Source organism: Dietzia psychralcaliphila (assembly GCF_003096095.1).
GTDB classification, from domain to species: domain Bacteria; phylum Actinomycetota; class Actinomycetes; order Mycobacteriales; family Mycobacteriaceae; genus Dietzia; species Dietzia psychralcaliphila.
In genome coordinates this window covers 640,013-652,550 of the sequence record NZ_CP015453.1, presented here as the reverse complement: position 1 = coordinate 652,550, position 12,538 = coordinate 640,013, and the positions used below count along the sequence as shown (strand labels likewise).

The 12,538-nt window shown below is 71.1% G+C and carries 10 protein-coding genes; 5 read left to right on the top strand and 5 right to left on the bottom strand.

What is annotated here, in order from left to right:
- Positions 1-22 precede the first annotated feature (22 nt).
- On the top strand, positions 23-415 hold the full coding sequence (locus tag A6048_RS02890) for a DedA family protein (RefSeq protein ID WP_107748905.1): 393 nt from the start codon (positions 23-25) through the stop codon (positions 413-415).
- A 58-nt stretch (positions 416-473) separates the two neighbouring features.
- Here the strand turns inward: A6048_RS02890 and A6048_RS02885 are convergent, their stop codons facing one another.
- The 4 genes from A6048_RS02885 to A6048_RS02870 are packed head-to-tail and all read right to left on the bottom strand — an operon-like array spanning position 474 to position 4,379.
- Positions 474-1,526, bottom strand: coding sequence for an ABC transporter substrate-binding protein (locus tag A6048_RS02885; protein WP_107748906.1), 1,053 nt, complete (start codon positions 1,524-1,526; stop codon positions 474-476).
- Positions 1,523-2,257, bottom strand: a complete 735-nt coding sequence (locus A6048_RS02880) for an ABC transporter ATP-binding protein (protein WP_107748907.1) — start codon at positions 2,255-2,257, stop codon at positions 1,523-1,525. Before A6048_RS02880 ends, A6048_RS02885 begins: the two co-directional genes overlap by 4 nt.
- A 29-nt stretch (positions 2,258-2,286) precedes the next feature.
- Positions 2,287-3,141 (bottom strand): ABC transporter permease, encoded by an 855-nt coding sequence (locus A6048_RS02875; RefSeq protein ID WP_235027468.1) that lies wholly within the window; start codon positions 3,139-3,141, stop codon positions 2,287-2,289.
- Between the two features lie 20 nt (positions 3,142-3,161).
- Positions 3,162-4,379: an LLM class flavin-dependent oxidoreductase gene (locus A6048_RS02870; RefSeq protein WP_107748965.1), complete on the bottom strand. Its 1,218-nt coding sequence runs from the start codon at positions 4,377-4,379 to the stop codon at positions 3,162-3,164.
- Positions 4,380-4,527: 148 nt separating this feature from the next.
- Between A6048_RS02870 and A6048_RS02865 the strand changes: the two genes are divergently transcribed.
- Together A6048_RS02865 and A6048_RS02860 are read left to right on the top strand one after the other, a co-directional pair.
- Positions 4,528-5,703 carry an ROK family transcriptional regulator gene (locus tag A6048_RS02865; RefSeq protein ID WP_200837359.1) on the top strand — a complete coding sequence of 392 codons (1,176 nt, stop codon included), beginning with the start codon at positions 4,528-4,530 and terminating at the stop codon, positions 5,701-5,703.
- Positions 5,704-5,766: 63 nt separating this feature from the next.
- Entirely contained in the window at positions 5,767-6,288 is a 522-nt protein-coding gene (locus A6048_RS02860; RefSeq protein WP_107748908.1) for a flavin reductase family protein, read from the top strand.
- Positions 6,289-6,463: 175 nt separating this feature from the next.
- Here the strand turns inward: A6048_RS02860 and A6048_RS02855 are convergent, their stop codons facing one another.
- Entirely contained in the window at positions 6,464-9,112 is a 2,649-nt protein-coding gene (locus tag A6048_RS02855; RefSeq protein ID WP_107748909.1) for an ATP-dependent Clp protease ATP-binding subunit, read from the bottom strand.
- A 217-nt stretch (positions 9,113-9,329) separates the two neighbouring features.
- Between A6048_RS02855 and hrpB the strand changes: the two genes are divergently transcribed.
- Both hrpB and A6048_RS02845 read left to right on the top strand, forming a co-directional pair.
- Positions 9,330-11,885, top strand: coding sequence for an ATP-dependent helicase HrpB (gene hrpB, locus A6048_RS02850; RefSeq protein ID WP_107748910.1), 2,556 nt, complete (start codon positions 9,330-9,332; stop codon positions 11,883-11,885).
- A 112-nt stretch (positions 11,886-11,997) separates the two neighbouring features.
- A complete protein-coding gene (locus A6048_RS02845; protein WP_107748967.1) occupies positions 11,998-12,534 on the top strand; it encodes a hypothetical protein in 537 nt (178 codons plus the stop codon).
- The last annotated feature ends 4 nt before the right edge of the window (positions 12,535-12,538 follow it).

Sequence of the window (12,538 nt, the reverse complement as noted above, 5' to 3'; positions counted from 1 at the left end):
CCGGCGCACCCAGACACCTCACGTGGACCGGATCTCGGAACAGCCGTATCCCATCGCCTTCGGCGCGCTCTTCGTCATAGTGATGCTGCGCGCCAATGCCACCTACTGGCTCGGCCGGGGGGCACTGAGCGGCGGCAGACTGAGCCGTAGAGCGGCCCGCCACCTGGACGGGCGGCACATGCAGCGGGCACAGCGGCTGTCGGCCCGCTACGGGGTGATCGCGGTGCCGCTGTCCTTCCTCACCGTGGGCGTGCAGACGGCGATCAACTTCAGCGCCGGGTTCACCCGCATGCCGCTGACCCGGTACCTGCCCGCGGTGACCGTGGGTGGGCTCATGTGGGCGTTGCTCTACTCCACCGTCGGAATGGTCGGCTGGGCGGCGATCGCCACCCTCTGGTCGGGGATCACCTCGTAGACCGACCTCGTGAACCGACCGTGTGGACAGACCGCGCAGACCGACCGCTCACGGTCCGCTACTTCTCGGGCAAGGGCCCGACCACCGGCCCGAGCACGTCCTGAAACCTGTCGTCGACCAGGTGGTCGATGTCCACCGGGTCGATCTGCCCGTCCTCGGTGAAGACGTCGGCGAGCTCCTGCTCGCTGGCCACCGTGTCCGTCAGCGCCACCGGCTGTCGAGTGCTCCGGCTCTGCGAGAGCTCGGCGGCCTCGGGGGTCAACCCCACCGCCTCGCCGTAGAACGCGGCCCACTGCGCCGGGTTCTCCGCGCTCCAGGTCCCCGCCTCCGCCAGCCGGACCAGGAAGTCCGCGATCGCGGTCTGGCGCCGCGCGTCCGCGAGGGCGTCGTGGGAGGCGAGCCCGAACCAGAACCCGTTGGACGCCCCGGCCGCGGTCGCGATGGTCCGGGCGTCGGTGGTGGTCTGTGTGATGGCCGTGTACGGGTCCCAGATCGCCCAGGCATCGGCGTCGCCGCGGGAGAACGCGGAACCCGCCTCGGCCGGCTGGAGAAAGACCAACTCGACGGACTCCGGCGCGACCCCGGCCTTGCGGAGCTGGAGCAGGAGATGCCCGTGGGCGGAGGTCCCCTTGGCCACCAATACCGTCCGGCCCGCCAGGTCGGCCACCGACTGCACGGGCGAGTCGCCGGGGACGAGGATCCTGTCACCCTCACCTCCGTTGGCGTACGCGGAGACGATCGACGCCCGCGCCCCGGCGGCCGCCCCGAACACCGGTGGGGTGTTGCCGGTGACGGCAACGTCGATCTGCCCGGCGTTGAGCGCCTCGACCTGCGGCGGCCCGGAGGTGAAGGTGGAGAACTCGACCTCGTACGGCAGGTCGTCGAGCTGCCCCGCCGCGGTGAGCAGGGCCTGGGTGCCGCCCTTCTGGTCCCCCACCCGCAGGACGAGGTCGGACAGGCCCGCCAGGTCGACGCGCTCGGGGACCGGGGCCGCGGCCTCGGAGTCGCGGGTGGCGCATCCGGCGCCGACGAGCACCACGATCAACGCCAGGGCGAGAAGGGCGGCGGGGATCGCGGATCGTCGATCGATCGGGGGGAGGGTCGTGGTCATATCGAGTAGTCCTCGTCTGTGTGGTCGACGCCCAGCGCGTCGAGTAGGCGGCGGCGGTGGTGGCTCGTCTCGCCCCCGCCCCGGGGTCGGTCGATGGTCTCGGTGTGGCCGACTACGCCGTCGTCCAGGACGAGCACACGATCGGCCAGGGCAACCGCCTCGTCGACGTCGTGCGTCACCAGGAGGACGCCGAAGCCGTGGTGGGCCCACAACCGCAGCAGGAGACGGTGCATGGTCCGCCTGGTGAGGGCGTCGAGCGCGCCGAACGGCTCGTCGAGGAGCAATAACGCGGGCTCCGCGACGAGCGCCCGGGCGAGCGAGGTCCGCTGCGCCTGCCCACCGGAGAGCTCCCCCGGGTAGGCGCCCTCACGGCCCTCGAGCCCCACCTCGGCGAGGATCCCGGTGACCCGGGCGGACTTCTCCCCACGCCCGACCCCGACCCGGTTGAGGCCGTGCCGCACGTTCTCGGCGACGGTCCGCCAGGGCAGCAGTCGGGAGTCCTGGAACACGACCGCCGGGGCGCCGTCGATGTGGACACTCCCGCCGTCGAGATCCCGATCCAGTCCGGCGAGGATCCGCAGCGCGGTGGACTTGCCACTCCCGCTCCGCCCGAGCAGCGCGACGATGTCTCCGCGGGGGACGGTCAGGTCGAGGTCCCGGAGGACGATGGTGTCGCCGAAGCTGCGGGTGACGCCGCGCAGAGCGCCCGCGGGGGCGAGGGTGGTGGTCATACCTGTGTCTCCTGAGCTGTGAGCGGGTGTCAGCGGTAGTGGCGCAGGGCGCGGGCCTCGGCGACGCGGACGACCGCGTCGGTGAGGATGCCGAGCAGCGCGTAGACGACCAGTCCGACGATGATCACGTCGATCCGGAAGTAGTCGCGGGCGTTCATGATGAGGTAGCCGATGCCGTTGGTCGCGTTGAGCTGCTCGGCCACGATGAGCGTGAGCCAGGCGATCGCGAGCGACTGCCGGACCCCGACCAGCACCTGGGGCGCGATCGACGGCAGGATCACCTCGGTCAGTCGCTGCCGTCGGCTGAACCCGAACACCGTCGCCATGTCCTGCAGCCGGGGATCCACCTGACGCAGTCCGGAGGCCGTGTTGAGGTAGATCGGGAAGACCACTCCGAGCGCGATGAGCAGCACCTTGGGGGTCTCACCGATGCCGAACCAGAGGATGAACAACGGGATCAACCCCAGGTGGGGCAACGCGCGGAGCATCTGGAGCGGGGGGTCGACGAGGGCGTCCGCGATCCGCGAGGTCCCCACGACCACCCCCAGGACGAGCCCGGCCACGGCACCCAGGACGAACCCCTGGACCACGCGCACGCTCGATACGGCCAGCGCGTCCGCGAGTTCGCCGGAGGCGATGAGCTCCAGAGCGGACTCGGCGATGAGCTGCGGGGCTGGCAGGATCCGCTCCGGCAGGACGCCGGTGGCGCCGGCGACCTGCCAGATCAGGATCAACAGGACGGGGCTGAGCCATCGCAGCCAGGTGGTCCGGCGACGGGGTCGACGGCGCTTCGGATCACCGCGCCCGGATGGCAGGGCATCCGTGGCGGGGCCGGTCGCCACGGGAGGAGTCTCCGGCGGCGTAGAGGCGAGAACAGTGGTCATGGTGATGTCTCCTCGTCACGTCACCCGCCGACGGAGGCGGGCTCCCCGGACCGGATGTCGGCGACGGTGGCAACGGTGGTGAACGGGACGGACACGGTGTCCTCACGGCGCTCGCCCGACGACCACAACCCGCGACGGGCCAGGATGGGCAGTACACCCTCGCCGAAGCTGTACGTCTCCTCCAGGTGCGGGTACCCGGAGAGGACGAAGTGGCTGAGCCCCAGCCCCGCGTACTCGGCGATCCGGTCGGCCACCTCCTCGTGGGATCCGACGAGCGCGGTTCCCGCTCCCCCGCGGACCAGGCCGACCCCGGCCCACAGGTTCGGCGAGACCTCCAGCGAATCGGTCCGGCCGCCGTGCAGGTCGAGCATGCGGCGTTGTCCCTCCGATTCGCTCGCCGCCAGCGAGGCCTGGACGCGGGCCACGTCCTCGGGGTCGATCCCCGCCAGGAGACGCTCGGCTTCCGCCCACGCCTGCTCCGAGGTGTCTCTCGAGATCACGTGGAGTCGGATCCCGAACGACGGGGTGCGGCCGTGGACGGCCGCCGCGCCGCGGACCCGGTCGAGCTTCTCGGCGACCGCGGCCGGCGGTTCACCCCAGGTCAGGTACGTGTCGGCGTGGCGGGCGGCGACGCGGATCCCGGCCGCCGACGAGCCGCCGAAGAAGATCGGCGGCACCGGGTCGGGTCGACGGGCGAGAACGGAACCCTCGACGGCGAGGTGCTCGCCGCTGTAGGACAGCGCATCCTGCGAACTCCACAGTCCTCGCACGATGTCGAGGAACTCGTCGGCCCTGACATAGCGCCCCTCCTTGTCCAGGAAGTCCCCGTACGCGCGCTGCTCGCGTGACTCCCCGCCGGTCACCACGTTGAGCAGCAACCGGCCATCGGTCTGCCACTGGAAAGTGGTCGCCATCTGCGCGGCGAGGGCCGGGCTCATGAGCCCCGGGCGCAGGGCGACGAGGAACTTGATTCGTTCGCTCGAGTCGGCGAGCAACGCGGCGGTGATCAGCGCGTCCTCGCACCAGGCACCGGTGGGTGTGAGGAGGGACTCGAACCCGTTGTGTTCCGCCGCCGCCACCACCTGCCGCAGGTAGGCCAGGGTCGCGGGGCGGTCCCCCGACATCAGCGTGCCGTGCCCTCCGGCCACGAGGTTGCGCGAATCCCCGTAGGTGGGCAGAAACCAGTGGAAGTGCAACCCCGCGTGGTCGGCGGACGGATGTGTCGGGTCGGTGGCCACGGATGGCTCCTCGGTGTCTCGGATCGGAGTGCGGACCGACACATCGTGGGGCCGGACGGCGGCGGGTGGCCACCATTGGCGTCAGGCCGAGAGAAACACTTAACAATAGTAGACTGATCGGTCTATTGCCTGTGTTAGTCTCCTCGGCATGACGACCCGATCACCGGCACCTGACCTGCGCTTGTCCGACGTGAGCTCGGCGCGGGTCATGCGCACGATCCGGTTCCGCGGGCCGGTGACCCGTCCGGAGGTCGCGACATCCACCGGCTTGTCGGTGGCGACGGTCGGCCGTGCCACGGCAGCACTACTGTCCGCCGGGGTCATCCGCGAGCGGCCGGAGCTCATGCACGACGGTTCGGTCGGTCGGCCGAGCATCCCGGTGGAGATCGATCCCTCCGGGCCGGTGGTCGTGGCCGTCCACATCGGCCTCAGCCGCTGCGTCGTGGCCATCAGTGACCTCGGATGCCGGATCCTGTCCGACTACGCGATCCCCACCCCCGGCAGGGATCCGGAGCTGATCGCCGACGAATTGACCGCGATCGCGTTCCGGCTCCTCGACGGCCACCGAGGGCGCCGGCTGGTCTGGGGCGGTGTGGCCACGGCCGCGCGGATCACCGCGCCGGGAAGGATCGACCACGACCTGCTGGGATGGCGCGACGTTCCCGTGGCGGACCTGTTCACCGACCGGATCGGGGTGCCCTTCTCCTTGGCGCCCCACGTCGAGGCGATGGCCGCCGCCGAGCTCCTCGTGGGGCACGAGTCCCATCGGGGGACGACCCTGGTCGTCTACGCGCGCGAGCATCTCGGCTCCGCCCTCGTGATCGACGGCGCCGTCCACCTGCCCCGCGCCGGGTCGTCCGAACTCGCCCACCTCCCCGTGGGTCCCACCACCTACCTCGACGACCGCGGCCGCGGCCTACTGGATGTGGTGGGCGACTCCGGGCTCGTCCGCGCCGCGGCCACCCGCGGCATCACCGTCGAGTCGGTGCCAGAGCTCGCAGCCCGGGCACACCGCGACCCGATGGCCGACGCGATCCTCGTCGAGCGGGCGACGATCCTCGGCCGCCTGGTGGGACTGGTCTCGGCCATCACACGCCCCGACTCGGTCGTGCTCTGCGGCCAGGCCTTCACCGACCATCCGCGATACCTGGGCCCCCTTCTGCGAGCGTCGCGGGAGACTCCACTGACGGGTGGGGAGCCCGAACTCAGGGTGTCGACGGCGGGTGGGCGGATCCAGCAGTTCGCGGCCATGGCGGTAGCGCTCGACACCATCTCCGCCGACCCCACGGGTGCTCTGCGGGCGGGGCTGCTGACGGCGTCCTGACCCGTTCCGGTCACCGCGAGCGGAAAGTTCGACATCCGTAGCGCCCGGCCACAGACTTCTCGTATGACCGAACGCAGCCCCTCCACCGCGCACCACTCCGTCTCGGCGGAGACCCACCGTCGGGCGATGCGTATGCATCCGGCCGGCGTCACGATCATCACCCTCGACGGCGCCGACGGGCCGGTGGGCTTCACCGCCTCGTCGCCGTCCAGCCTGTCGTCGGAGCCCGCGCTGGTGAGCTTCAACGTCGGGATCTCGTCGTCCAGCCTGGCAGCGGTACTCGATGCCCGGACCGCGGTGATCCACCTGCTCGGCGAGGCCGACCGGCCCCTCGCCCTCCGGTTCGCGGGCCCTTCTCACCTGCGATTCGCCGACAACTCACTGTGGACCCGGTCCGAGACCGGAGAGCCACTCCTCCACGGTGGTCGGGCACGACTGCGAGTAGCCCTGGACCGCCTCGTACCGGCGGGCGACCACGTCCTGGTGATCGCCCGGCTGCTCGACGCCTGGTTCGACGACGAGCCGATCGATCCGCTCGTCATCGTGGATGGCGGGCTCCGGACGATCCCATCGGCCGCTGACTGACCAGGCCAGTCCGGATGCCCGCTGAGTTCCCGCCTCTCGGGCAGAGCGTGCGACGGACACAGCAGAAGAACGGCCCCCGCCGGAGCGGGGGCCGTTCTTCGTGTCAGGCGCTGCTATTCGTGCCAGGCGCCGTTCTTCCAGTCAGTCGCTGTGCCGGAGCACTGGCGAGACCCGATCAGGTGGTGGCGGGAGCCGCCCCACCGCTACCCGACGGGCCACCGGGGGCGCCGCCCCCGAAGCCTCCCGAGCTCGGCGGGAGCGAATCGCCCGGTCCGGCCTCGCCGGTGGGCGCGACGCTTGCGGTGATCTCCTCGCCCTCGCGGGACCCGGCGTCAGGTCGCTGGACGCCGGAGAACGTGAACTTGGCGTCCTCCGTCTTGTCCGACTCGCCGTCCCAGCCCTCGACGTCGACGGTGATCAGCTCGCCGGCCGCGACCTCTCCGAAGAGGATCTTCTCCGAGAGCGTGTCCTCGATCTCGCGCTGGATCGTGCGACGCAGCGGACGGGCACCCAGGACCGGGTCGAAACCCCTCTTGGCCAGGAGTTCCTTGGCCCGATCCGTGACCTCGATGGTCATGTCCTTGGCCTTGAGCGCCACGCCGACGCGGCTGACCATGAGATCGACCATCTGGACGATCTGAGCCTTGGTGAGCTGGTGGAACACCACGATCTCGTCGATGCGGTTGAGGAACTCCGGCCGGAAGTGCTTCTTGAGCTCGTCGTTGACCTTCTGCTTCATCCGCTCGTAGGCGTCCTCGGTGTTGTCGGAGGACTGGAAGCCCATGCCGACCGCCTTGGAGATATCCCTCGTGCCGAGGTTGGAGGTGAAGATCAACACGGTGTTCTTGAAGTCCACCATGCGGCCCTGTCCGTCGGTGAGACGGCCGTCCTCGAGCACCTGGAGCAGCGTGTTGTAGATCTCGGAGTGGGCCTTCTCGATCTCGTCGAACAGGACCACCGAGAACGGCTTGCGCCGCACCTTCTCCGTGAGCTGGCCACCCTCCTCGTATCCGACGTACCCGGGGGGTGCACCGAACAGACGCGAGGCGGTGAAGCGGTCGTGGAACTCGCCCATGTCGATCTGGATGAGCGCGTCGTCCTCGCCGAACAGGAAGTTGGCCAGCGCCTTGGAGAGCTCGGTCTTACCCACACCGGACGGGCCGGCGAAGATGAACGAACCCGACGGGCGCTTGGGGTCCTTGAGACCAGCCCGCGTACGGCGGATGGCCCGCGAGACCGCCTTGATGGCGTCCTCCTGCCCGATGATCCGCTTGTGCAGCTCCTCCTCCATGCGGAGCAGACGCGTCGTCTCCTCCTCGGTGAGCTTGAACACGGGGATGCCGGTCCAGTTCCCCAGCACCTCGGCGATCTGCTCCTCGTCGACCACCGCGGCCACATCCATGTCGCCGGCACGCCACTGCTTCTCGCGCTCCGAGCGCTCGGCGATGAGCTTCTTCTCGGTGTCCCGCAGTCCGGCGGCCTTCTCGAAGTCCTGCGCGTCGATCGCGGACTCCTTCTCGCGACGGGCCTCCGCGATCTTCTCGTCGAACTCCCGCAGATCCGGCGGGGCCGTCATCCGCTTGATGCGCATCCGGGCGCCGGCCTCGTCGATGAGGTCGATGGCCTTGTCCGGGAGGAACCGGTCGTTGATGTACCGGTCCGCGAGTTGCGCGGCCGCGGCCAGGGCTGCGTCCGTGATGGTGACGCGGTGGTGCGCCTCGTAACGGTCCCGCAGACCCTTGAGGATCTCGATGGACAGCTCCACGTTGGGCTCCGGGACCTGCACCGGCTGGAAACGACGCTCGAGCGCCGCGTCCTTCTCGATGTGCTTGCGGTACTCCTCGAGCGTGGTGGCGCCGATGGTCTGCAGCTCACCGCGGGCCAGCTTGGGCTTGAGGATCGACGCCGCGTCGATCGCACCCTCCGCGGCACCCGCGCCGACGAGCGTGTGGATCTCGTCGATGAACAGGATGATGTCGCCGCGCTGGTTGATCTCCTTGAGCACCTTCTTCAGGCGCTCCTCGAAGTCACCGCGGTAGCGGGAACCGGCCACGAGCGACCCCAGGTCGAGCGAGTAGACCTGCTTGTCCTTGAGGGTCTCGGGGACCTCGTTGTTGACGATGGCCTGTGCCAGACCCTCGACGACCGCGGTCTTGCCCACGCCGGGCTCGCCGATGAGCACCGGGTTGTTCTTGGTGCGCCGGGAGAGCACCTGCATGATGCGCTCGACCTCCTTGGCGCGGCCGACGACCGGGTCGAGCTTGCCCTCCATCGCGGCCTGCGTGAGGTTTCGGCCGAACTGGTCCAGCACCGTCGAGGACGACGGCGTACCGGACTCGCGACCACCGGTGCCGGCGGGAGCGCCCGTGGCCTCGGCCTCCTTGCCCTGGTAACCCGAGAGCAGCTGGATGACCTGCTGGCGGACCCGCGTGAGGTCCGCTCCGAGCTTGACCAGCACCTGGGCGGCCACGCCCTCGCCCTCACGGATGAGGCCGAGCAGGATGTGCTCGGTGCCGATGTAGTTGTGGCCGAGCTGCAGTGCCTCGCGCAGGCTCAGCTCCAGCACCTTCTTGGCCCGCGGCGTGAACGGGATGTGCCCGCTGGGCGCCTGCTGGCCCTGGCCGATGATCTCCTCGACCTGACTCCGCACCGCTTCCAGCGAGATCCCCAGGGACTCGAGTGCCTTGGCGGCCACTCCCTCGCCCTCGTGGATGAGACCCAGCAGGATGTGCTCGGTGCCGATGTAATTGTGGTTGAGCATCCGGGCCTCTTCCTGGGCCAGGACGACGACGCGACGCGCGCGGTCGGTAAACCGTTCGAACATCGTGCTACCTCACATTCCTCGGGTTTCGTCCACTCTAGTGGCCGTGTCTGACGCGCTGCACCGCAGGAGCGGGAGCGGGTCCGTCACCAGGGTTCAACGCGGCAGGTCGGGGAACCATTGCAGATCCGTGTACGCCGACAGCGAACGCCGTGAATCCGTGCCGTACGACACGGACATCTAGGGTCGTGGACATGGCACAGGTGGACGGGACCGGGGGATGAGTCCGTTCGATCTGGATCGCATCGGCCACGGCCTGCCCTTCGCGGCCGCCCTGCCCGCACTGCTCGACGCCCTCGCCACGACGGGCACCGCGGTGGTCCAGGCTCCGCCCGGCACCGGTAAGACCACTCTCGCGCCACCGGCGGTCGCCTCGGCGGACGGGATCGCGGGGCGGGTCGTCGTCACCCAGCCCCGACGGGTGGCCGCCCGCTCGGCGGCGCGACGACTGGCCACGCTGACGGGGACGGACGTCGGAACCGTGGTGGGCTACTCCGTGCGCGGGGACACCCGCCTCGGCCGGGACACCCTCGTGGAGTTCGTGACACCGGGGGTGCTGGTGCGGCGGTTGATCGCCGACCCCGACCTGCCCGGGATCGGCGCGGTGGTGCTCGACGAGGTCCACGAACGGGACGTCGAGTCAGACCTCGCCCTGGCCCTGCTCTGCGAGCTACGCCAACTCCGCGACGACCTGCCGGTGGTGGCCATGTCCGCGACCGTCGAGGCCGAGCGTTTCGCCCGACTGCTGGGTGACCCGGGAACGGCACCGGTGATCGACATCCCGGCCGTCCTGCACCCCCTGGAGATCCGCTACTCCCTTCCACCGGTGCCCCGCCTGGACCCCCGCGGGGTGACCGACGGTTTCCTGGACCACGTGGCCGCGGTGACCGCCGCCGAGGTGTCCGCGAGCGGTACCGACACCCTGGTCTTCCTCCCCGGGGTCCGCGAGATCGACCGCGTGGTGCGCGCACTCTCGGCCCGGCTGGGTGAGCGCGCCGAGGTCCTGCCCCTGCACGGCGGGCTCGACGCGGCCGCGCAGGACCGGGCGGTCTCGGGATCCGGACGCGGGGACCCCGCCCCGGACCGGAGCGGGGCCGGACCGCGGCCACGGGTGGTGGTCTCGACGGACCTGGCGGAGTCCTCCCTCACGGTGCCGGGGGTTCGGGTGGTGGTGGACGCGTGCCTGAGCCGCGAACCCCGCAGGGACGCCGCGCGCGACATGACCGGGCTCGTCACGGTGTCGGCCTCCCGCGACTCCTGCGTGCAGCGCTCGGGCCGCGCCGCCCGTCTCGGCCCGGGGATCGCGGTGCGCTGCCTGTCCGAGGACGAGTTCTCGCGACTGCCACCGCACCGCACCCCGGCGATCGCCACCTCGGACCTGACGACCTTCGCGCTGGACGTGGCCTGCTGGGGCGCGCCGCGCGGCGAGGGGCTGGCCCTGCCCGACGCCCCGCCGGCCGGGGAGATCCACCGCGCGCAGTCGGTACTGCAGGGGTTGGGCGCGCTCGACGCACGGGGCCGGGCCACCGACCGCGGACGCGACCTGGCGCGGGTCCCCGTGGATCCGCGGCACGCCCGCGCGTTGCTCGACGGCGCCCCCGTCGTCGGCCGCGGGATGGCCGCCGAGGTGGTGGCGTTGCTGGCCTCGGGCCGTCGCTCCCCCGCGGGCGACCTGGTGGCGGACCTGCGGGCACTGCGCGAGGGCCGAGCCGCCGACTCCGGGACCTGGGAGCGCGAGGCCCGCCGTCTGGAGCGGCTGGTCCACACCGGTGACGGCCGGGGCGGGATCCCGCCGGCGGAGGCCGTCGGTCTGGTCGTCGCGCTCGCCCATCCCGACCGCGTCGCGCGCCGCCGGGGCGGGCAGTACACGTTCGCGTCGGGGACCGGGGCGGTCCTCCCGCCCGGGTCCGCCCTCACCGGGCACGAGTGGCTGGCGGTGGCCGAGGTCGCCCGTGCGTCCGGGCGGGCCGCCGGGGAGGCGGGGGCGGTAATCCGGGCCGCCGCGCCCCTGGACCGGGAGGGAGCCGAGCGAGCGGCGTCGGGACTGCTCGACGACGACGAGACGGCCACCTTCTCGGGCGGCGCACTGACAGGCCGCCGGATCCGACGGCTCGGGGCGATCGAGCTCTCCGCCACTCCCGTGCGTCCGGGGCCCGCCGCCGCCGTGTCGGCCGTGGCGGCCGCCGTCCGGACGGGCGGACTGCCCGCACTCGGGCCCGACGACGACGCGTCACGCCTCTGGCACCGGTTGGCCCTGGCCCATCGCGAGCTCGGGGCCCCCTGGCCGGAGGTGTCCGCCGACGCGCTCGCGGATCGGCTCACGGAGTGGCTCGGGCCGGAGGTCGACGCTCTCGCGGGCGGCGGGAAGATGACGGGTCGCGACGTCGGCTCCGCGCTGCGACGCCTGCTCCCGTGGCCGGAGGCCTCCAGGTTCGACGAACTGCTGCCCGACCGGCTACAGGTGCCCAGCTCGTCGTCATACCGCGTCGACTACCCGGAACCGGGGTCCGACGCCGCCCCCGTGCTGGCGGTCAAACTGCAGGAGTGCTTCGGCTGGACCGCCTCGCCCCGGATCTGCGACGGACGGGTTCCCGTGACGGTCCACCTGCTCTCCCCCGCCGGCCGACCACTCGCCGTGACCCGCGACCTGGAGTTCTTCTGGCGCGAGGCCTATCCCGGCGTGCGGGCCGAGATGCGGGGCCGCTACCCCAGGCACCCGTGGCCGGAGGACCCGATGGACGCGGAGCCCACGCGCCGGACCAACAGACGGCGATGAGGATCCCATTACCATAACGAACCGGGTTTCTGCAATGCCCCGGAGGGACTCGGCTCATATCATGTGATCAGGCGCACCTGCGCCCGTCGACTCCTGCCAGAGGGTGATCGCCATGACCGCGTACACACCGCCCGCACCCCACCGTGTCCCCCTCCCGACGAGGACGCCGGCACGGACCAAGACGATCCCGCACGCCCGGAACCGGATCGGGGCCCTCATGGCCCTCACCGGCCTGGCCCTGGCGCTGCTCAGCCTCTACCTGCCGTGGCTCTCCACCGGCGAGAGCGAACGGATCTCCGCCCTGGGGATCACCGAGATCATCGACGTCCGCAGCGTCGCACCGGTGCTGTTCCTCGGACTGCTGGTCCTGTCCCTCCTGGTGTCGGTCACCGCGCTCACCCGCCTGGGCGCATTCGCAGTCGCGGCGACAGTGGTGGCGGTCGGGGTCCTGGCGGGACACCTCGCCTTTGTCTGGACCCTCATCCTGTCGACGGGGACCACGGAACCGGCATTGTCGGGACTGCCGGCCGATGCAACGGTGACCTTCGGGCCCTATGTGGCCGCACTCGGGTTCGTGATGGTGGCGGCGGGGTCGGCGTGGGCCGCCCGGTCGGCGCGGTACGTGAAGTCGGTGCGCGATCCGGAGTGAACAC